This is a genomic window from Gemmatimonadota bacterium (assembly GCA_016719105.1).
Lineage (GTDB): Bacteria > Gemmatimonadota > Gemmatimonadetes > Gemmatimonadales > Gemmatimonadaceae > SCN-70-22.
On the sequence record JADKAQ010000019.1, the window covers coordinates 1 to 21,842 of the forward strand.

Annotated in this window: 15 protein-coding genes and 1 CRISPR repeat array; of the genes, 7 read left to right on the forward strand and 8 right to left on the reverse strand. The window is 68.6% G+C overall.

Annotated features, from left to right (window positions below; genetic code table 11):
- The first annotated feature begins 59 nt into the window (after window positions 1–59).
- Window positions 60–2,697: a CRISPR direct-repeat array (repeat unit 37 nt; unit sequence GTCTCAATCCCTCAGTGCTCTCAGGGATGACCGCGAC).
- 339 nt (window positions 2,698–3,036) lie between these two features.
- Window positions 3,037–3,480, reverse strand: a complete 444-nt coding sequence (locus tag IPN47_18190) for a hypothetical protein (GenBank protein MBK9409933.1) — start codon at window positions 3,478–3,480, stop codon at window positions 3,037–3,039.
- Between the two features lie 366 nt (window positions 3,481–3,846).
- The gene (locus tag IPN47_18195; protein ID MBK9409934.1) at window positions 3,847–5,082 is read right to left on the reverse strand and encodes a hypothetical protein; all 1,236 of its coding nucleotides are present in this window, start codon (window positions 5,080–5,082) and stop codon (window positions 3,847–3,849) included.
- A 153-nt stretch (window positions 5,083–5,235) separates the two neighbouring features.
- Here IPN47_18195 and IPN47_18200 point away from each other — a divergent pair, with 153 nt between their 5' ends.
- Together IPN47_18200 and IPN47_18205 are read left to right on the forward strand one after the other, a co-directional pair.
- Complete coding sequence (locus IPN47_18200; GenBank protein ID MBK9409935.1) at window positions 5,236–5,775, forward strand: hypothetical protein; 540 nt, start codon at window positions 5,236–5,238, stop codon at window positions 5,773–5,775.
- 324 nt (window positions 5,776–6,099) lie between these two features.
- Window positions 6,100–9,201: a PD40 domain-containing protein gene (locus tag IPN47_18205; protein ID MBK9409936.1), complete on the forward strand. Its 3,102-nt coding sequence runs from the start codon at window positions 6,100–6,102 to the stop codon at window positions 9,199–9,201.
- Between the two features lie 64 nt (window positions 9,202–9,265).
- On the opposite strand, the gene IPN47_18210 is transcribed toward IPN47_18205, so the two are convergent.
- Entirely contained in the window at window positions 9,266–9,904 is a 639-nt protein-coding gene (locus IPN47_18210) for a methyltransferase domain-containing protein (protein MBK9409937.1), read from the reverse strand.
- Window positions 9,905–10,274: 370 nt separating this feature from the next.
- On the opposite strand from IPN47_18210, the gene IPN47_18215 reads away from it, so the two are divergent.
- Window positions 10,275–11,237: an alpha/beta hydrolase gene (locus IPN47_18215; GenBank protein ID MBK9409938.1), complete on the forward strand. Its 963-nt coding sequence runs from the start codon at window positions 10,275–10,277 to the stop codon at window positions 11,235–11,237.
- A gap of 26 nt (window positions 11,238–11,263) precedes the next feature.
- Here IPN47_18215 and IPN47_18220 read toward each other — a convergent pair whose 3' ends face one another.
- The gene (locus IPN47_18220; GenBank protein MBK9409939.1) at window positions 11,264–11,944 is read right to left on the reverse strand and encodes a hypothetical protein; all 681 of its coding nucleotides are present in this window, start codon (window positions 11,942–11,944) and stop codon (window positions 11,264–11,266) included.
- A 286-nt stretch (window positions 11,945–12,230) separates the two neighbouring features.
- The gene (locus tag IPN47_18225) at window positions 12,231–12,800 is read right to left on the reverse strand and encodes a VOC family protein (protein MBK9409940.1); all 570 of its coding nucleotides are present in this window, start codon (window positions 12,798–12,800) and stop codon (window positions 12,231–12,233) included.
- Between the two features lie 309 nt (window positions 12,801–13,109).
- Here IPN47_18225 and IPN47_18230 point away from each other — a divergent pair, with 309 nt between their 5' ends.
- Entirely contained in the window at window positions 13,110–14,099 is a 990-nt protein-coding gene (locus tag IPN47_18230; protein ID MBK9409941.1) for a hypothetical protein, read from the forward strand.
- Here IPN47_18230 and IPN47_18235 read toward each other — a convergent pair.
- Complete coding sequence (locus IPN47_18235; GenBank protein ID MBK9409942.1) at window positions 14,096–15,292, reverse strand: 3-deoxy-7-phosphoheptulonate synthase; 1,197 nt, start codon at window positions 15,290–15,292, stop codon at window positions 14,096–14,098. The two genes, IPN47_18230 and IPN47_18235, sit on opposite strands and share 4 nt — an antisense overlap.
- Window positions 15,293–15,381: 89 nt before the next feature.
- On the opposite strand from IPN47_18235, the gene IPN47_18240 reads away from it, so the two are divergent.
- Together IPN47_18240 and IPN47_18245 are read left to right on the forward strand one after the other, a co-directional pair.
- Window positions 15,382–16,566 carry a serine/threonine protein kinase gene (locus IPN47_18240; protein ID MBK9409943.1) on the forward strand — a complete coding sequence of 395 codons (1,185 nt, stop codon included), beginning with the start codon at window positions 15,382–15,384 and terminating at the stop codon, window positions 16,564–16,566.
- A 158-nt stretch (window positions 16,567–16,724) separates the two neighbouring features.
- Window positions 16,725–18,161, forward strand: a complete 1,437-nt coding sequence (locus IPN47_18245) for an amidase (GenBank protein MBK9409944.1) — start codon at window positions 16,725–16,727, stop codon at window positions 18,159–18,161.
- 52 nt (window positions 18,162–18,213) lie between these two features.
- On the opposite strand, the gene IPN47_18250 is transcribed toward IPN47_18245, so the two are convergent.
- The gene (locus tag IPN47_18250; protein ID MBK9409945.1) at window positions 18,214–19,707 is read right to left on the reverse strand and encodes a calcineurin-like phosphoesterase family protein; all 1,494 of its coding nucleotides are present in this window, start codon (window positions 19,705–19,707) and stop codon (window positions 18,214–18,216) included.
- 90 nt (window positions 19,708–19,797) lie between these two features.
- On the reverse strand, window positions 19,798–20,766 hold the full coding sequence (locus tag IPN47_18255) for a helix-turn-helix domain-containing protein (protein ID MBK9409946.1): 969 nt from the start codon (window positions 20,764–20,766) through the stop codon (window positions 19,798–19,800).
- 96 nt (window positions 20,767–20,862) lie between these two features.
- Here IPN47_18255 and IPN47_18260 point away from each other — a divergent pair, with 96 nt between their 5' ends.
- Window positions 20,863–21,798, forward strand: coding sequence for a sulfurtransferase (locus tag IPN47_18260; GenBank protein ID MBK9409947.1), 936 nt, complete (start codon window positions 20,863–20,865; stop codon window positions 21,796–21,798).
- Window positions 21,799–21,842 lie beyond the last annotated feature (44 nt).

The following is a 21,842-nucleotide window of genomic DNA, read 5'->3' on the forward strand; positions in this document are numbered from 1 at the left end:
TGCTCTCAGGGATGACCGCGACAAGCACAGGTAGTACAAGCACCAAAGCGGTGCATCAAGTCTCAATCCCTCAGTGCTCTCAGGGATGACCGCGACAGCAACGGGGTGGACCGCTCGTGGGGTTTCAGATGATGTCTCAATCCCTCAGTGCTCTCAGGGATGACCGCGACATTTCCGTGGGGCTGCACAGTCAGACTGAGCACAAGTCTCAATCCCTCAGTGCTCTCAGGGATGACCGCGACACGTGACGAACGCGGAGCTCAAGTCGCTCGATGGCCTGGTCTCAATCCCTCAGTGCTCTCAGGGATGACCGCGACCACTTTCAGAACTCTCGCTCCTTGGCAGCTAAGGCGTGTCTCAATCCCTCAGTGCTCTCAGGGATGACCGCGACACGAACGGACCGAGGCGGTTCTCAAGAATCCTCGAATAGGTCTCAATCCCTCAGTGCTCTCAGGGATGACCGCGACCTACAGGTCATCCTGCCGAACATCTTTCCGATGCGATGTTGTCTCAACCCTCAGTGCTCTCAGGGATGACCGCGACCAAGGGGATGAACATTTCTCCAGCACGACCCGGCAGTGTCTCAATCCCTCAGTGCTCTCAGGGATGACCGCGACGTTCTACTTCGGGCTTCCGGCGATGACGGGACCGTGTCTCAATCCCTCAGTGCTCTCAGGGATGACCGCGACCAAGGGGATGAACAATTTCTCCAGCACGACCCGGCAGTGTCTCAATCCCTCAGTGCTCTCAGGGATGACCGCGACGTTCTACTTCGGGCTTCCGGCGATGACGGGACCGTGTCTCAATCCCTCAGTGCTCTCAGGGATGACCGCGACTTTCGACTCGACGCCGAGCGACTCTCCGCGTGGCGGAGGTCTCAATCCCTCAGTGCTCTCAGGGATGACCGCGACAGAATGCGATGCTCTTCGGCGAGCTTCGTAAGAAAAAGTCTCAATCCCTCAGTGCTCTCAGGGATGACCGCGACACAACTGCATGATCAAGCCGTTCACCCCGCAGATCTTGTCTCAATCCCTCAGTGCTCTCAGGGATGACCGCGACTTGGGAAGGCGACTCGGCAGTGCAACGATCATCCTGGTCTCAATCCCTCAGTGCTCTCAGGGATGACCGCGACTCGGTGCAGGTCCATCGATCGTGATATTCTCCGAGCTTGTCTCAATCCCTCAGTGCTCTCAGGGATGACCGCGACTTCCGAAACATGATGGCGGTGCTTGGAGCCATCGTGAGGTCTCAATCCCTCAGTGCTCTCAGGGATGACCGCGACCAGGAAGATCTCTTCCAGGGGCAGGGGTGGCGAAACGTCTCAATCCCTCAGTGCTCTCAGGGATGACCGCGACGGACTCAACGTCAACATCACCAGGGAAGACGTGTTCTCGTCTCAATCCCTCAGTGCTCTCAGGGATGACCGCGACTCTCCCATCCGTTTGTTGGCCGCTACTCAGCCTACACCGTCTCAATCCCTCAGTGCTCTCAGGGATGACCGCGACATCGAGGGCGTGGTAGGCCCGCCGAAGCGCACGAACTTGTCTCAATCCCTCAGTGCTCTCAGGGATGACCGCGACCTCGAAGAGTTTTACGTGTACCGTTCTGAGTCGAACTTGTCTCAATCCCTCAGTGCTCTCAGGGATGACCGCGACTTTGCGGATCTGGGGAATGGGCAGTACCAGCCCCAGATGTCTCAATCCCTCAGTGCTCTCAGGGATGACCGCGACGGCTCAACGGATTCCGGCCCTTACGGGCCACTACTTCGTCTCAATCCCTCAGTGCTCTCAGGGATGACCGCGACAGCCGTTCGACCAAGAGGACGATGTCGATCCCGCCTCGTCTCAATCCCTCAGTGCTCTCAGGGATGACCGCGACCTGTTCCTGCCACGAGCAGCGACTGGACACACGCGTGTGTCTCAAGCCCTCAGTGCTCTCAGGGATGACCGCGACAATGCGGCGGTAAGTAGCGCCTCGGAGCTACCGACAAGTCTCAATCCTCAGTGCTCTCAGGGATGACCGCGACTCGCCACGGCTGGTTTCGGCAAACCCCTCAATTCAGGTCTCAATCCCTCATTGCTCTCAAGGATGACCGCGACAAGGATCCGCAAACCGTGAAGGAGATGATTCGCGTGGAGTCTCAATCCCTCAGTGCTCTCAGGGATGACCGCGACATCCTTGTCGTGCTCTGCGAGGAGAACGGGATGGTCCTGTCTCAATCCCTCAGTGCTCTCAGGGATGACCGCGACTCGACCGCGGGATATCATAAGAAGGGCGGTTGCGCACTGTCTCAATCCCTCAGTGCTCTCAGGGATGACCGCGACATACGTGCGGCTATAGAGGTGCTCAAGGTGAAGAGTATCGTCTCAATCCCTCAGTGCTCTCAGGGATGACCGCGACCGGGCGTTGAAGGTTCTCGCTCATTGAGCCACAAGTCTCAATCCCTCAGTGCTCTCAGGGATGACCGCGACCACGACCGCCATCGAACTGGTCGTGGAGAAGAATGTCGAGTCTCAATCCTCAGTGCTCTCAGGGATGACCGCGACAGGACGGCTGGGAAGAGCTGTACATCCAAGCGATGTGGGTCTCAATCCCTCAGTGCTCTCAGGGATGACCGCGACCTTGGCGAACCTTGCTATCGCATCAGAGGGCCTGAAATGGTCTCAATCCCTCAGTGCTCTCAGGGATGACCGCGACTCCCTCACACGCAACCTGCGCCACCACAATCACTTACACCCGGCTTCGCCGTTACCCCCAATCGAGGCGGCGGCCTCAACGGCGAGTCCCTCCTCATTCCCATCGAGTATCTCATTCCCCTCCAACAACTTACGTGAAGTCCGTTACCCACGGTGCCTGACGTCGAGGCGGCATCGTTAGGCCCTGCTGCATGCTCGGCGTCCTCGAAAGCCCGCAACCTCGCAGCAGCATTCCTCCCCGCCACACCGACGCTCGCCCTACGCTGCGGCTCCGGCCGCGTGCCGTCAATCCCGAGCCGCGCCTCCCGCTCCGGTGCCACTCCTTTGCCCGGCCCCGGTGTCACTCGTCACGCACCTCGCGCCCCGCCCCCACCACCCCCTCCCCCCGCACGCTCGTCCGCCCCGGCCGCCCGTGCATCGCGTGCACCACCCCGCCCTCCATCAGCTCCGCCAGCTGCCACGACTGCGCGAAGGTGAAGCTCAGCTCCGCATACGCGCCCACCAGCAGCAGGTCACGCTCCACGACCTCGCTCCAGAAGCAACGCGGATGCATGTGCGCCACCACCGCGATCCACGCCGTGCCGCGCATGCGCCCGCGCACCAGCGTCGCATGCCAGTGCGCGCTGGGCAGCGCCGCCGTCGCCCCGCGTGAAAGGTCGGCGCCGTACATCACCCGCAGCGGCGCCACTTCACAATCGTGGAAGAGCTGGCACGGGATGACCCGATCGACAAACACGCCGTGCAGCTCCGCCGCGTGCGCCGGGAACACCTGGCTGAGCGGCACCGACGGCTCGACGCACAGCGCAGCTGCAACTCCTGGAGCGCGTCGAACGTCGAGGGCAACGTGTCGCTCAGGACGACGATGCGCCGGCCGGACGGCGGCACCATGGCGCGCAACTGCCGCAGGCAGTGGGGCTGCAGGTAGGCACCCAGCGGCGCCGAGTCGGACGGGCTGCGCGCCAGCCACGCCACGGGAGGATGCGGCGTCCCTGTGGGCGCGACCGCCTCCACCACGTCCATGAACGGCGCGAGGTCCACGCGAAACACCGGTTCGAGTCTGTGTAGCATGGCGTCTGGTTCGAGAAGGGCTGCAGTGGCGGCTCGACGCGGTCGCGCCATCCCGCTCACCCGGTCAGGCGCACGCGCGCCGCTACTCCACTAACGTCCCGCGCGCCGCACTCTGACGCCTCACCCGCCCACTCCCCTGCACCCCCCGCACCACCTCCCGCACCACCGCGCACAGCTCCGCCGACACCGCCCCGTTCCCCTCCCCCCGCACCTCCGCCACGCGCCACCGCCCCCCAACCTTCTCCAGCCGCAACGTCGCCCGCACCGCCCCCTCGATGCGGTACAGGTAGCACCGCCGCATCTGCACCACCTGCCGCACATACGTCGCCGCGCAGTGCCGCATCACCCGCCCCTCCTCCTCCAGCGCCCGGTACGACGTGAGCGGCACGTAGCGCAGCAGCGCACCATCCGGGAGCTGCAACGGCGGCGGTGGGAAACGCATGTCGTGTGGGTCCCCCTCCAGTCGGTCCAGGATGTCCCACAACTGATCGGCGCTCTCCAGCGCCCGAACGCGGTACCGCTGACGATGCATCTCATCCCGGTAGTGCCGGATGCAATCCAGCATCGCCGCCGTGCTGCTGGCGGGATAGTCGGCCATGTCGTCCACGAAGGTCGGCGTCACCAGCTCGCGCAGGGTCACGCTCCGCACCAGCGCCATGCCGACCGGCGACACGCGTGTCACCTGGCACAGGAGCGCCCTCGCCGCACGGTTCGTCAGCGCGAACTGCACGTCGCGCAACAACGCGCGCGACGCGTGCGCCGGTGCCACGCACGCCAGCACGCGCACCGCCGCCCCCGCCCGAAGGTAGCCGACCCGTCGTGCGATCTCGGCGCGCCGTCGGCACACGAGCGCCGCCAGCTCGCGGCGCACCGCCGGGTCGGGCTCCTGCCCCACACGGTCCGCCAGCGCAAAGGCGAGCCCCGGGTTCCCCCCGCGCCGCTGCTCCGCCAGCAGCTGCCACCCTAACGGGTGCGCGGCGGCGACCTGCAGCAGCGGGTGCTGCCGCAGGCGATAGCGGGAGACCACGTCGCGCACGACGAGGGGGATCTCCTCCAGCAGCTCAAGCAGCGCGTCGTTTGTGCCGGACGCGTGGCCCGGCGCCGCGGCGAACAGGTCGAGCTGGCGGCGGTCGGCCTCTGTCTCGCGCAGCTGCGCCAGGAGCGCGCGCACCCGCAGCCGCGCATCGGCCACCAGCCGCCACGGCCCCCCGCGGTGACTGCGCTGCCAGATGTCGGCGCACGGCCAGTGACTCAGGCGCAACTCATCGTGCCGGCGCTGCAGCGGCACGGTCCCGGGCGGGGTGTGGGTGTGGGTCACGTGGTAGTGACGGATTCGCCCGCCCCCTCTGACACGATCGCCACGGTCCAGCGCGCAGCAGGCCCCCCTCCACCTGTCAGACTCCGCGCCCCGATTCGTCTCCCCGTCGTAGCTGCTGACGAGCTGTTTCTCATCCTTCGAACCGAGGACGCAATGGGACTGAACACCTCCCACAACTGTTTCTCCGGCTCCTACCACACCTTTCACGCCCTCCGCGCGGCGCTGGCCGACGCCGCCGGGCTCCCACCGCTGGACCTCATGCAGGGGTTCCTCACCGAGGAGCTTCTCGACAACCGGGAGAAGCGCCTGCGCCTCATTAGTGAGGCCCGGAACCGGGGATTCCCCCCGTTCCAGCTCCCCTTCCGCTGGGACGACCTCCCGCACGATGTCCTGCACGTGCTCCTGCGCGCATCGGACTGCGACGGCAGCATTCCACACGCCGCGTGCCTCCCGCTCAGCGAACGCCTCATGGAACTGGCACCGCGCGTCGCCGAACTCCCGGTCGAGGAGGAACCGGACGATGTCACCAACGAAGACGACGACGATGTGCCCGGCCTCGCACGACGCCTCCCCGCCTTCCCCGCCTCGGGGTCGGGCGCGTGGGAGCGCGCGATGATCACCTTCTCGGTCGCCCGCTTTGCCGCAGGGCTCAAGGACGCGCACGACGCGGGCGAGGATGTGCAATTCTGGTGAGTGGTTCTCTCCGGGCGGCGGCACCCCGCTGCCGCCCGGACCTCCTCCCCCTTCCCCCCTTTCGCCGGAGCGCCCGAACGCGGAGCATTGGCTCCGCCCCACGCCCCCCACTCCGGAGCGCTCGATGTCGCCCGCCTTGCCCCGCCGCCTCACCCGCCGCGTCAGCCTCCCCGCCTCCCCCGCCCGGCCGCCCCCCTCGCCGCCGCGCTCTGCCTCACCCTCGCGGGCGCCTCGCCACTCTCCGCCCAGCCCCCCCGCTGGAACGTCGAGACCCCCACCGGCCCATCCCGCACCATCGCCTTCCAAGCCAGCCAAGGCACCCTGATGAGCCTCGCCGTTGCCCCTGACGGCCAGTCCATCGCCTTCGACCTGCTCGGCCACATCTATGAAATGCCCATCCGCGGCGGCGCCGCCAGGCGCCTCACGAACGGGCGCTCCTGGAACCTCTTCCCGCGCTACAGCCCCGACGGACGCTCGATCGCCTTTGCCTCCGATCGCGCCGGGAGCTTCGACATCTGGGTGATGGACCGGCAGGGCGCTGCGCTCGAACGCATTACCACGGCGCGCATCCCCCTCAGCGAGAACTACTACCGCCCCGCCTGGTCGGCCGACGGCACTCGGCTCTTCGCGGTGGCCGAGGGCGACGGCTTTCCCAACCAACTCGTGGCCCTCGACCGGCTGGGCGGGCGCCAGCTCCTCCTCGAAGGGAACGACATCCTCGGCGGTGCGGTGGCCGAGCCTAACGGGAACGCGGTGCTGTTCGAGCGCATCGCCGGCGGGCTCTATGCCTTCGCCTTCAATCCCTACGTCACCCCGCCCAGCGGGACGCGCATCGATCGCTACGACCAGGCGACGGGCGAGGTCACCACGCAGGTCGCACGCCCCGGCGGCGCCTTCGCCCCCGCGCTCTCGCCTAACGGGCGCGCGCTGGCCTACGTGCACCGCGCCATCGACGAGACGGTCCTCATCGTGCGCGACCTCACGACCGGGCGCGAGCGCATCCTCGTGCGCGGGCTCGATCGCGATCGCCAGATGAGTCCCTCCACACTCGGCGCCTCCCCCGCCATCGCCTGGCACCCCGACGGCACGCGCCTCTTCGTCGCCGTCGGTGGTCACGTGACCGCGGTCAACACCACCACGGGACAGGCCGACCGCATTGCCTTCACCGCCCGCGTGGAGCGCGAGGCGTCGGAGACGATCCGCTTCGCGCAGGTCGAGCCGCACGAGCGCGCCACCACGCGCGGACACCGCTGGGGGAGCCGCATGCCCCAGGGCATCCTCTACGAGGCGTTAGGCGACCTGTGGCTGGCGGGCCCCACCGGCGCCCCGCGCAACCTCACCCGCTCGGCGGCGCTCGAGACGAGCCCCATCGTCGACCCCCGGTCGGGCGCCCTCTACTACGCCGCGTGGACCGACGACAGCCTGGGCGCCATCTACAAGAAGGCGTCGCTCGACGCGCCGCCGTTGCGCCTGACGAGCGTCCCTGCCCAGTACGGCAGCATCGCCGTCGCCCCCGACGGCGCCCGCGTGGCCTACGTGCGCGGCGCCCCCGGGCTCGCCGGCGGGATGTGGCTCTCCAATGAGACGGAGTTCGACCTCGTCGTGCGTGAAGGCGACGGCAGCGAGCGCCGTATCACCGGCATCTCGGGGCACGCGCTGGAGTACGCCAACATCGCCGGCAAGATTCCGCCGAGCGTGATGTTTGCGGCTGACGGCGCCACGCTCTACTTCACCGAGTTCGTGGGCGAGGACCTCCTGCTCAAGCGCATCGGTCGCGACGGCCGCGGCGAGACGGTGCTCTATCGCTTTCCCAACGCGGTGGCCGCCGTCCCGTCCCCCGACCTCGCCTGGATCGCCGTGCGCGAGTACCAGCGCTCCTTCCTCGTCCCGTGGAGCTACGCGGGGCAGCCGGTGGTTGCGTCGCCGGCCGAGCGCACGGCAAGCGCGGTGCGCATCGACGCCGAGGACGGCGGCTACCTCACCTGGTCGGCCGACGGCACCACGCTCGGCTGGACGCGGGCGAGCGGCTTCTACGAGAAGCCGGTCGCGCAGATGGTGGCCGAATCGCGCACGCCGCGCGCGCGCAATGCGAGTGAGTCGTGGACCGGGGCACGCGTCCCGGGATCGACTGCCCAGCGCACCGAACTCGGCATCACCTTCGAAATCGAGCGGCCGCAGGGAGTGGTGGCGCTCACCGGCGCCCGCATCGTCACCATGAACGCGCGGCGCGAGGTCCTCGACAACGCCACGATCATCATCGACGGTGGGCGGATCACCGCGTTAGGCACCGGCCTCGCGGTCCCCGCCGGCGCCAAGGTCTTCGATGCCCGCGGCCAGACGATCATCCCCGGCCTCATCGACGCCCACGCACACCCGCACATCGAACACTCCACGCTGCACGTCATCGAGCAGCAACCCACCTACCTCAGCGCCCCGCTCGCCTACGGCGTCACGACCGTGGTCGAGGTCTACGGCAACGAGTATCGCGACGGCTGGCTCACCGACATGCTGCGCGCCGGGACCATCACCGGCCCGCGCTTCTTCACCACCGGATCGACGATCTTCGGCACGCGCAGCGGCTTCCGCCGCCTGATGTTCCGCCCCATCGCAACGCTCGACGACGCACGCGAACAGCTGCGCTGGAACAAGGACCATGGGGCGATCGCGGTGAAGGACTACGCGCAGAGCATCCGCCTGCGCCGCTCCCTCACCATCACCGCGGCACGCGAGCTGGGACTCAACGTCCTCTCCGAGTCGTCGGGCGATCCGCAGATGAACTTCACGCAGCTCCTGGACGGCGTCACGGGGATCGAGCACTCCATGGGGCTCCATCCCTTCCACGACGACGTGGTGCAGTACTGGGGCGGGACGAAGGCCGGGATGACACCGACGCTCCTCGTCGGCTACAACGTGCCGATGGGCGAGGGGTGGTACCACCAGGCCAGCAAGCTGTGGGAAGATCCCAAGCTCACGCGCTTCATCACCCCCGAGCAGCTCATGCGCGTGCGCAGCCCCGTGCACCTGTGGCCCGAGGACATGGCGGTGCTCACGATGGGGAACGAACTGCGCAAGCTGTACCGCAACGGCACCTCGTTGCAGCTGGGGGCGCACGGGCAGATGTTCGGCCTCGACGCGCACTGGGAGCTGGACCTGTTCAAGCGCAGCGGCTTCACCCCGGCCGAGGTGCTCGAGGTCGCGACCATCAAGGGGGCGGCACAGCACGGGCTCGACGCACAGCTCGGCTCACTCGAAGTGGGAAAGCTCGCCGATCTCGTGGTGCTCGACGCCAACCCGCTCGACGACATCGCCAACGCGCAGAAGATCCGCTACGTGATGAAGAACGGCGTCGTCTTCGCGGGGGCCGATGCCGCGCGGGTGTGGCCGGTGGCGAAGGCGGCGCCCAAGCCGTACTTCGTGGGGCGGTAGTGCGCGGGGGTGCACGCCTGCGGGGTCAGAGCTCAGCTCTGACCCCAGCTCTGACCCCAGGCCGTTACCCGCGCTTGCGCAGGATGAAGCCCCAGTAGGTATCGGGCCCCGCCGGCACGGCGAAGTCGATCACCGCAGTATCAACGACGTCGAAGCCGGCGCGCTGCATGAGGCTGATCCACGCCGAGCGACCGAGCACGCTGTAGTGGTTGGGGTTCGTCTCGTGCTTGCACGCGGTGTCGGGGGCCGGAACCTCGACGTAGAGCGTCCCGCCGCGAGCGAGTACCCGATGGAAGCCGGCGAGCGTGAAGTACGGGGCCACGCTGTGCTCGAGCGCATGACGGCACCAGACGAGGTCGAAGCTCTCGTCGGGGAAGTCCAGATACGATTGATCCATGTCGCGCACCTCGAAGCCGCGGGCTCGGCAGGCGGCGAGGTCCTCGTCCCCGATCGTGATGCCGATCGCGGGAAGCCCCCCGTCACGAAAGAACTCGAGCGCGAGCCCCTGTCCGCACCCCACATCCAGGACGCGAGTCCCCGGCGGCATCGGCACGACCTGCTTGAGCACCCCCCACATGTGCCGCGCGAGTTCGGTGTGCTGCTCCGACGGCGGCTCGGGATAGACGTCGTCCCGGAGCCGATCGACGAAGGCTTCGAAGCGCCCGGCGCGCGGGTCGGCGGAGACATACGGGGTGGCGGTCATGGCGACTCTTGTGGGCGGATGGGTGGCGGTGCCGGTCCGGGCGTCAGCGAACGCGCGTGGGGGCGGGAGACGACATGGGGCACAAAGGCAAGGGCCAGACCGTGAGCCATGCGACTAGCCAGATCGCCATAAACGCTTGCGCTGCAACCGCTAACGCGTTTGCGCCCACTTCCGTCTACCGGCGCGCCCCCCGGACGAGATTGCCGCCCCGACCGTTCGCGGCGGACGATCCCGCCGCGTAGAATCTGGCCCCAGCATGCGAGTCGGAGTCGTCGCGATGCTCGCGCGATGACGACGACGCCACTGCGCGACCGCGCCGCTCCACCGTTTCCACCGCCCCAACGCCACCCACCCCGTCCGCACGCGACCCATGGCGCTCACCCTCAAGTCCCAGCCGATCGAGACGCCGTCTCTTCACCGCTTCGAGGTGTGCGCCGACGGACTCGGTCGCTACACCATCGACGTCTCCCTCCCTCGGGGCTACGAGCAGAGCGACACGGCCTACCCCGTCGTTCTCACCACCGACGGCAACATCCTGTTCGACATCGTGCAGGTGCAACTGCACGGCGGCTTCGCGCAGCAGCAGACGGCGCTCCCGCCATCGATCCTCGTCGGCGTCGGCTACCCGGCCGACGAAGGGAGCGCCAGCTGGTACGGGCGACGCAACTTCGATTTCCACGGCCCGTGGGACATGAGCAACCCACTGGGGCAGACGATCCACCAGATCTTCGGGATGCTGAAGGGCGCCGACGGCAAGCCGGAGTTGGAGATTCGCGCGGGAGGCTACACGCGCTTCATGGCATTCCTGCGCGACGAGCTGCTGCCGGCGCTGGCGCAACGCTTCCGGATCGCGGCCGATGGTCGCCACACCCTCATCGGCGACTCGTCAGGCGGGCACTTCGCGCTACGCGCCCTCTACGATCCCACCTCACCGTTCCGCCGATACGTGTGCGTGAGTCCCAGCTTCGGCACCGCCGATGGCGCCATCCAGGAGGCCGAAGCGGCCTATGCGGCGCAGCACACCGACCTCGATGCCGACGTCTTCGTCTGCTGCGGCAAGGTGGAGGTCGACCAGTCGCCGATGATGGCGATGTGCCGCTTCGGCAGCGGGGTCACCTGGCTCGCCGAGCAGTTCGCGATTCGCCAGTGGCCCAGCGCACGCGTGCACTGGGAGGTCATGAACAACGAAGACCACGCCACCATCGCGCCGCGAGCCATCAGCGCTGGGCTCCGGTCGGTGCATCGCGTGCGCCCCGGCGTGCACGACGAGGAGATCCGGCAGGCCACCGAGGCGTTGATGGCGGCGAGGCGCGCGGCGCAGTCGGCGGAGTAAGTCCGCGCGAGGGCGCGGCGGCGACGTCAGTCGGCCGCCACGTCCTGCACCGGCTCCGGCGCCACGTCGGCCAGCGACTGCACCGGCATCGCCACGACCGCCTCGTCGCGCACGGACGACGCAGCGCTCGACACGACCGCCGGCGTCTCCTCCAGCGCCTCGGCGCTGATCGCCGCCGCCCCCTTCTTGCGCAGGAAGGCAGGGGGCTTGTAGGCCGCCCGCTCTTCTTCCGTCAGGCGCAACGTGACGCGCGCCCCGACGGCGACCCCCTTGGCGTGCTCCACGTCCTGCAGCGCACGAATGCGCGCATCGGCCGCGCGGTTCTGCAGGTGCCGCTGCGTCTCCCACCCCTTCGAGATCCCCGACGGGAGGCCGAGGAGCTGGTCGAACTCGTCCGGCGTGACGCCGAGCGCCTCGCGCGTGCGCCGGATCTCCTGGTGCGTCAACAGCCCGTGCGTCTCGCGAATGGCCGCCATCGTCGCCAGGTAGTCGCCTTCCACCTGGTCCGGCGAGCGCCGCTCCAACTCGCACTTGCTGCAGCGCATGACCCGCCGCTCCACCGTAGCCGTCAACCCCACCATCGACTCGTGCTTGGTTATGGTGGTCGCCGCGAACACCCCGCCGCACCCGGCGTGACGGTCGGCAACCGGGACCATGGCAGAATGCGAGAGGGCCGAGTTGGCCAGGAGCGCAAGCGGATCAGTCATCGCGAGGGGGGCGAGAGTGAAGGCCTTGGCGATGCCAGGCACGACCTCACCTGGCGAAGCGAACGAGCGACTCCATCGGAGTGCTCCCGCCCACAAAGTAATGCGCCGTCGCGATTGCGCGCCCCCTCCGCGATCACATCCGTGCAGTGCAGTTGTCCACATGGCGTGCAGCGGACGCGGGCATGGTACGTTAGGCGGCCAACGTTAGCGCGGCTTCATCTGCGTCGCCGCCTCATCCGCATCGCGGCGTCATCCGCATCGCGGGTTCGCCCCCCGCCGACCACTCCTACCCCTCGGCCGCCGCCTCGCGCGACAACCGGTCGCGCCTCGACAGCAACTGCTCGATCGCGTCGGCCAGGTGTTCCTCGACAATATGATGGTCGCCGCGCGCCACACGCAGCCGGTGCGCCGCAATCATCACGTCGGCCGCGCGATACCCCTCCCGCACCTCGAACTTGTAGCACGCCAGCTCCACCAGCAGACCGTTAGGGTCGCGCAGGTAGATGGAGTTCATGAAGCCACGGTCGCGCTCGTAGAACTCGACGCCATGGTCGCGCAGGCGCTGCGGTGCCACGGCGAAGGTGGCGCGCGAGACGTTGAATGCGAGGTGATCCACGCTCCCCACTTCTCGCGGGGCCTTGCGCCCGGCATCGGCCCGGGACTCGTTCGTGAAGACGGTCAACAGCCGCCCGTCGCCGGGATCGAAGTAGAGGTGGCTCTCTTCGGGATTGCCAAGGTTGGGCTGCTCGAAGATGAAGGGCATGCCGAGCACCCCTTCCCAGAAGTCGATCGCGCTCTGCCGGGTCGAGCCGACAATCGTCGTGTGATGGACCCCTTGCACCTGGATCTTCTTCATCGCGCCCTCGTGGATGATGCAGTCGATGCTGTGGCGAACTTGCCCGGTGGTCGATCGGCGGGCAAGCACCCGCGCGCGCACTGCCGCGGTCGCCCCCGTCCGTCAGGTAACCGACGCCCCGGGCGGTAGCGACGGAAGCCGATCCCGCGTCGCGAACGGCTCGCCCCAGAGTCGTGGCATCCCAGCCACGCGCGGACGAGGTTCACCCCACACCATTCTTCGTCTCGTCTCGTCTCGTCTCGTCTCGTCTCACCTCGCGCTCCGCGCGTTCGCCGAGTCACCACGTCCCGCCAACCCCGAGCCGCTTCGATGGCCAGCTTTCACGCCGCACGCGCGCCGCGGCTGCTCCTGCTCGCGCTCCTCATACTCGGCGCCGCTCCCCTGTCGGCCCAAAGCACCGCGCCCGCTCCATCGGCCGCGGAGCTGCAGTCGGCCGCGACCACCTTCGCGCAGGGCGACTGGAAACGCACGCTGGAGGCCTACACGGCGCTTGCGAAGCAGTACCCCACCCACGCGCTCGCGCGCTTCCGCATGGGGGTCGCCCTCGTCGAGCTCCGCCGCTACGCCGAGGGAGAGGCCGCGCTGCGCGAGGGTGAGCGGCTGGGGATGCCGGCGCCGACCGTGCGATGGCGCATCGCCGAATCGCTCGCCGAACAGCATCGCGCCGACGAGGCGATCGCCGAACTGCAGCGCGGCGCCGTCCCCGGAACTCCCCTGACGATGTCGGCCGTGATGGCCAACGCGCACTTCGCCTCCCTCCGCGCACATCCCAGGTGGCAGGCGGTCCTCGACGCCTTCGACGCGCTCACGCGTCCGTGCCTGCACGACCCGCGTGCCCGCCAGTTCGACTTCTGGCTCGGCGACTGGGACGTGCGCCCGGTCGGCGCCCCCGCCGTCGGCCCCGCGGCACGCAACACCGTCACGCTAGAGAACAACGGCTGCACGGTGATGGAACACTGGACGGCGCCTAACGGCAGCGCCGGGCAGAGCTTCAACCTCTTCGACCGGTCGATCGGGAAGTGGCGGCAGACGTGGGTCGACAACATCGGGGGGCAGCACGACTACCGGGGCGAGCTCGTGGGGCGCGACATGGTTCTCGAGGGCGACACCCCGGCGCCCAACGGTGCGCTGGGGCGCATCCCCACCCGCCTCACCTTCTTCCACATCAGCGCCGACTCGGTCCGGCAGTTCTCGCAGGTGTCGACCGACAGCGGCAAGACGTGGACGACGTCGTACGACCTGATGTACGTGCGGCGAAAGGGTGGGGCGGACTCCGCCCGACGCGGCGCTGATCGTTAGGCCCGCCGCGCGCTGCGCCGCGCCCGTACCGCCTGCGCCAGCGTCTGCAGCACCGGCACGGTGTCGGCGAAGCCGAGGCATGCGTCGGTGATCGACACCCCACGCCGGGGTGGGATGCCGGGGACGAGATCCTGTCGTCCCTCTTCCAGGTGGCTCTCGATCATCAGCCCGGTGATGACGCGGTCGCCAGCCGAAATGCGCGCGGCGAGCGACGTCGCCACGTCGACCTGCCGCCGGTACTGCTTCTGGCTGTTGCCGTGCGACACGTCGATCATCACCTGCTCGCGCAGCCCCGCGGCGCGCAGCGTGGCGCAGCAGGCGGCAACGCTCGCCGCGTCGTGGTTGGGCGCCGTCCCGCCGCGGAGGATCACATGGCAGTCATCGTTCCCCGTGGTCTCGTAGATGGCCGCGACGCCCAGCTTGGTGATCCCCATGAAGGCATGCGGCGCGCGCGCCGCCAGGATCGCGTCGGCCGCCACCTTCACGCTCCCGTCCGTCCCGTTCTTGAAGCCCACCGGGCAGCTGAGCCCCGAGGCCAGCTGGCGATGGCTCTGGCTCTCGGTCGTGCGCGCCCCGATGGCTCCCCACGACACCAGGTCGGAGATGTACTGCGGGCTCAGGAGGTCGAGGAACTCCGTCCCCGTGGGGAGCCCCATCGCCGCCAGCGCCACGAGCAGCCGGCGCGCCCGCTCCAGCCCTTCGTTGATGGCGAACGTCCCGTCGAGATGCGGGTCGTTGATGAAACCCTTCCACCCCACGGTGGTGCGTGGCTTCTCGAAGTAGGCGCGCATCACGAGCAGCAGCTCGTCGCCGAGTTCGTCGGCCACCGCCTTGAGTCGCGCCCCGTACTCCAGCGCCTGCTCGTGGTCGTGAATGGAGCAGGGACCAACGACCACCAGCAGGCGGTCGTCGCGCCCGTGCAGGATGTCGGCGATGGCCGCGCGCGTGCGTCCAACGAGCGCCAGCGCGTCGTCACGCATCGCCACGCGCTCCTGCAGCAGCGCCGGGACCACCAGCGGACGCACCGCGCTGATGCGCAGGTCGTCGGTGCGGGCGGCTGGGGGAGCGCTGGCCGGGGCAATGCCGGCTGGGAGGCCGGCGTCCCGGTCGTGCGACGGTTCGGTCGGAGACAAAACGGAGGGGGCGGTGGCTGGTCTGTCGCGGCCGGATGCGATGGCGCGGCCCCGGAACATTGCCCAGTGCCGGCGCCATTTCCACCGGGCTCGGCAACCGGAGTTTCCCGTCTCGCGCCCCGTGCCGTTCGGTGCCAACTTGACGGCGCATGGCCGACCTCGCCCGCCTCACCAGCGCCCTTGCCGACAAATTCCGCATCGAGCGTGAGCTCGGCGCTGGCGAGATGTCGCACATCTTCGTGGCCACCGAGCTGGCGAACAACCGCACGGTCGTCATCAAGGTCGTAGCCCCGGAACATGCTGGAGAGCTCTTCGCCGACCGCTTCTCGCGAGAGGTGAAGTTCGCGGCGCGATTGAAGCACGCCAACATCGTCCCGCTGTTGAGCGCTGGCGATGCGAACGGGATCGCCTACTACACCATGCCCTTCGTGGAGGGGCGCTCGCTGCGCCAGCGCCTGGCCTCGGGTGACGCGATCCCCCTCGCCGAGGCGACGCAGATCCTGCGCGACGTCCTCAAGGCGCTCGCCTACGCCCACGACCAGAGCGTGGTGCACCGCGACATCAAGCCCGAGCACGTGCTGCTCTCGTCAGGCAAGGCCGTCGTCACCGACTTCGGGATCGCCAAGGCCATCAGCGCGTCGCGCACCATGGAGATCAGCACCGAGTCGCCCATCACCGTCAGTGCGACGCTGACCTCGGTGGGGAGCACGCCCGGCACGCCCGCCTACACGGCGCCGGAACAAGCCGTGGGGAGCGTCGTGGATGCACGCACCGACCTGTACGCCTGGGGGATGATGGCGTACGAGCTGCTGGCCGGCGCGCACCCGTTTGCCGACCGCACGACGCCGCAGACGATGGTCGCCGCGCAGCTCACCGAGCGCCCGGCGCCGATTGGCGAGGTGAATCCCGCCGTCCCCGCGGCCTTCGCCGGCATCATCATGCGCGCGCTGGAGAAGGACGCCGACGATCGCCCGGCATCGGCGACCGAGGTGCTGGCTGCGATCGACGGCACGGCACCGACCGCGCCGCCAGCTGCACCGCGCGTCAGCACGCGGCGCACCTCGCGTGATGTGAAGGTCGTCCCCGCCGCGGAGCGCGACGCGAGCCAGGACATCTCGCGACGCATGGGAGTCGCTGCGGCGTTGCTCGTCTTCGCCCTGTTGGTGTGGGGGTGGTTCTCTCGTCAGGCAGCGCAGCGCAACGACGTGCCGAATGCGAGCGCGCCCGCGTCGCCACCTGTCGCGGCGCCCGAGACTCGTCCTGACGCGCCGCTTGAGTCGCCGCGGGACACGCGTCCCGATCGAGGTCCCGGGACGCGCATGGAGAAGCCCTGAACGTCGATCGCCCCCCAGTGGAGCCCGACATGCCTGACGAATCCCTTTCGCGCCGCGACTTCGGCAAGCGACTCGGCGCGGCGGCGATCGCCGCGCGCCTGACGTCGTTGCCCGACGTGGCGCCCCTTGTTCCCCCAACAGCCGCGTCGAGCCCCCACATGCCGGACGAGCCTCTCAACGCCGCCCGCACCGCTGGCGACGAACTCTGCGCCATGACCGCGATCGAGCTCGCCGGACGCATCCGCCGCAAGGACGTCTCGGCGCGCGAGGTGATGGAGGCGCACCTGGCCCGCATCGGTCGCGTGAACCCGAAGGTCAACGCCATCGTCACCCTCGTCCCCGAACAGGCCCTGGCGTGGGCGAAGGAGGCCGACGAGCGGCAGGCGCGTGGCGATACGTTAGGCGTGCTGCACGGGCTCCCCGTGGCCCACAAGGACCTTGTCGACACCGCCGGGATCCGCACCACGCGCGGCTCGCTGCTCTTCAAGGACAACGTTCCCACGACCGATGCCCTCATCGTGAAGCGCGTGCGCGCCGCCGGGGCTATCACGTTAGGCAAGACCAACACGCCGGAGTTCGGCGCCGGCTCCAATACCTTCAACGCCGTCTTCGGCCCCACGCGCAACGGCTTCGACCTCACGCGCACCGTCGGCGGCTCGAGTGGCGGCGCCGCCTGCGCCCTCAACTGCGGGCTCGTCCCCATCGCCGGTGGGAGCGACACCGGTGGTTCGCTGCGCAATCCTGCCGCGTGGAACAACGTCGTTGGCTTTCGCCCCTCACCCGGGCGCGTGACCGACGACGACAACTCGTGGTCGCCCCTTTCCACCGCGGGGCCCATGGCGCGCACCGTGGCCGACGTGGCGCTCTTCCTCAGTACGATCTCGGGTTACCATCCCCCCGACCCCATCGCCCTCACCGACGACCCGGCGCTCTTCCGCGCCCCGCTCGAGCGCTCCATGAAGGGGGTGCGCGTCGCCTGGTTCACCTCGATGGGAGGGATCCCGTTCGAGCCGGAGATCACGCGGGTCGTCAACGCGCAGCGACAGGCCTTCCTCGACCTCGGCTGCGTCGTCGAGGAGGCGGAGCCCGCCTTCGACGGCGTTGACGAGGCCTTTCCCATCCTGCGCCACCTCTCGTTTCACGCCAACTATGCGAAGCTGGCCCGCGAGAATCCCACGATGTTCAAGGAGACGGTGAAGTGGGAGATTGCCGAGGCGGAGCGGCAGCGCAGCGCCGACGTGGGGCGCGCGCTCACGCGGCAGCAACGCATGTACCGTGAGGTGAGCGCCTTCTTCACGAAGTACGACTACTTCGTCTGCCCCGTGACGCAGGTGGAGCCCTTCCCCATCGAGACCGAGTACCCGATGCGCATCAACGAGGTGGCGATGCCGACCTACATCGACTGGATGCGCTCCTGCTGGTACGTGACCTTCATGGCGACGCCGGCCATCTCGGTGCCGGCGGGGTTCAGCGCGCGCGGGCTCCCGGTGGGGTTGCAGATCGTCGGGCGGCCGCGCGATGACTGGGGGGTGTTGCAGCTGGCATACGCATTCGAGCAGGCGACGCGGCACGGCACGAAGCGCCCCGTCGTGTAGCGCGCGAGATCAACGCTGGGGTCAGAGCTGGGGTCATCAGCAGAGCCGAGTATCAGGTCGCGCGCAGCGTCTCGGAGTAGCGCCGGCCGGCGCCGTCGCGCGCTTCCACGCGCCACTCCTTCGCCCCCGGGGTGGCGGCCGCATAGAACAGGTGATTGGTCACGATCGGCTCCACCCACGTGCGCCGAGCGGGGAGCGCGTCGCCCCCATGCAGCTTCGTCGAGAGCGGATCCATCCCGCGTCGGCGTGACATCAGCCCTCGCGGCGCGCCGTCCTCGAACCACTGCACCGTCCACGACGGGTCCCAGTCCCACACATTGGCCACAAGGTCGCCAGGTGCACTGCCATCCGCGCCCGGCGCGTAGAGCCGCATCTGGTGAGTGGCGTCCTGCCCGGTCGCCTTGTAGCGCCAGGTGACGCGCTCGCCGTCCACGTCGTACACGCCGTAGCCGTTAGGCGTCCCGTCGAAGCAGATGTCGCCACTCCACCAGGCGCCGCACACCGCGCCCGACACGTGCTCGTGGATCGTCCCCTCGGTGCGGTGTTCACTCTCGTGCGTGTGCCCGGCAATGATGTGCGCGCGGTACCCCTCCAACAGCCGGTACAGCGCCTGCCGGTTCGTGAGCGACGTGCCAACCCCCGGGGCGCGCTCCCCCACGCGCTCGTACTGCGAGCTCACCACCGGAATGTGCAGGAAGACGATCACGGTCCGCCCCCGCTCGACGTGCGCGAGGTCCTGCCGCACCCACTCGAGCTGCTCCGCCGTGAGGTAGCCCAGGTAGCCCGCGCCGTGCCAGAAGACGTCGTTCAGCACCAGGTAGTGCACCTGCCCCACGTCGAACGAGAGGTTCGGCGCCCCGAAGTGACGCTGGAAAGTGGCGGTCGCCCCTTCGGTCGTACGCGAGTCGTAGTTGAGGTCGTGGTTGCCCACCACCTGCGCGAAGGGGAGTCCCATGCGCGACACGGCGCGTTCGTACTCGGGAAAGAGCTCGAGGTGGTCGAACATCAGGTCGCCGCACCCCACGCCAAACGCCGCCCGCTCACCCAGCGACGCGCGCGTCGCCAGCACGTCGGGGACCGTCTCTGCGTGGAAACGCTTCATCTCGAAGTCGTTCTCCGTCTGCGGATCGGCGAGCACGAGGAAGCTGTGGCGCTCGTCGCCGCCCGCGCGCGGGGTGAGCTGAAACTGGTGCGACAGTTCGCCCCCGGCCGGCGGGAGCGGCGCGTACAGCTGCAACGTGCCGGTCGCGCTCGTGGGCAGCGCGTATCCGGCGGGCGGGCACACCGTGACATACCCCTGCGTGCTCCACGACGCGAAGTCGAAGCGTCCGTCGGCGTCGACCTTCACCACCGTGCGGCCGTCGCTCACGCGGGCGCCGCGCACCGGTCGTGAGCCGGCGACCACACGGCCGCGCACCCGCACCGGTTTCCCCGCCGCACGCTCCGGCGTGAACGGCCGGTACGGGTCAGCGAGCAGGATCTCCGGGAGCGACAGCGCGGCGCCGACGCCGGCTACGCGGACGAGAAATTCGCGGCGAGATGTCATGACGTCTTCCTATGGAATGCCCCAATCTGTCCACGCAGCAGGCGCAGCGCGCGCGACCGCGCGCAACGAAACGGTTTCGACTTCCCTCCCTCACAACGTCCGCGCCGCGCGAAACGCGCGCCGATACGCGAGCGGACTGACGCGCACCTCCCGCCGAAAGTGCACGCGCAGGCTCACCGCAGATCCGAAGCCACAGTCGCTGGCAATTCGGTCCATGCCGAGGTCAGTCTCCTCGAGCAGCAGCTGCGCCGCCGCGATGCGCTGGCGCAGGAGCCATTGCAGCGGCGTCGTCCCGGTCTCGGCCAGGAAGTGCCGTGCGAAGCTACGCACGCTCATCGTGGCGTGCGAGGCCATCTGCGGCAACGTCAGCGGCTCCGTCAGGCGCGCCTGCATCCACGCGCGTGTCGCGTCCAGCGGGCGGGTCGCCTGGTCGGGGAGCGCACGCCGGACGAACTGCGCCTGCCCGCCACTGCGGTGCGGGGCCACCACCATGCGTCTCGCCACCGCATTGGCGACCGCCGCCCCGTAGTCCGAGCGCACGATGTGCAGGCACAGGTCGATCCCCGAGGCGATCCCCGCCGAGGTCAGGATGTTTCCCTCGTCCACGTACAGCACATCGGGGTCGCACGTCACGGCGGGATAGCGGTGGGCAAACTCCGGTACGTCGATCCAGTGAGTGGTGGCCCGTCGTCCATCCAGCAATCCCGCCTCGGCCAACACAAACGCCCCTGTGCAGATCGAGACGAGGCGCACCCCCCGTGCGTGCGCGCGCTGCAGGGCGCGCAGCACCTGCGGCGCGATCGGGCGCTCCAGGTCATCGATCCCGGGGACGACGATCGTCTGGGCGCCACGCAGCGCCGCCAGGCCGCGAGGCACCACGATCGAAAAGCCGATGGAGGTCTGCACCTCGCCCGGCTCCGCCGTGCAGAGCGTCATGACGTAACGATCCAGGCCGAGATCGTCGCGCGGATAGCCGAAGATCTGCGACGGCACCGCGAGGTCGAACGGAACCACCGACGGCAGCACGAGCACCGCCACGCGATGCGGGGAGAAGGTCATGGCCGAAACGTATCGGTGAATGGCATTTCTGCCACTCGCTCCGGTCAGCGCTCCGGGGACAATTTCCGGAACCCCTTCTCCGACCCTGCGACTCCGATGATGCCTCGCCGCCGCCACCACGCCTTCGCCCTTCTCATCGCCCTCGCGACCGCTGCCGCCTCCGCGCAGGGGCAGGGGCAGGGGCAGGGTTCATCCCGCGCCGCGACGTCGCCACTGTCGCTCGACTCGATGGTCGTCTCGACCGAGTGGCTCGCCGCGCGCCTCAGCGATCCTCGCGTCGTGGTCGTCGAGGTGACGGTGAACGACAGCGCGCGGGCCGTCGCCATTCCGGGGTCGCGCTTGGTATCGTATCGCCGCATGGCGGTGATTCGCGACAGCATCAACAACGAATTGCCGACGGTTGACTCGCTGCGGGCGCTGGCCGAAGCGCTCGGCATCTCCGACGACACGCGCGTCGTGGTGTATGCCGACGAGGCCCCGATGGCCACGCGACTCCTCATGTCACTCGACTACATCGGGCACACACGCTTCTCGTATCTCGACGGCGGGTTGGTGAAGTGGCAGGCGGAGCGTCGCCCGGTCGTGTCGGTCGAACCCACGATCACCCGCGGGTCCATCACCCCTCGCCCACGCCCTGAAACGGTGGTGGCCGCCGACTGGATCACCCCGCGACTCGGCAAGCCCGGGTTGGCGCTCATCGATACGCGGACCGACGGCGAGTACAACGGGACCGGGAACCGGAGCGGCATGCCGAGCGCGGGGCACCTGGCGGGGGCGCGACAGCTCGAGTGGGAAACGCTCTTCAGCGGGCACGACGGGTTGCAGCTGAAGCCACTGCCCGAACTGCGCCGCCTCTTCGACGAGCGGACGAAGGGCGGCGATACCGTCGTGACCTACTGCTGGGTCGGGTACCGCGCGAGCGCGACGTACTTCGTGGCGCGGCTGCTCGGCTACGATGCGCGGCTGTACGATGGCTCCTACCAGGACTGGCAGCGGCGCAAGCTCCCCACCAAGGCCGGCACGACGCCCTAACGAGAGAGACGAAGGGGTCGGCGCCATGCACCGACCCTTTCCCC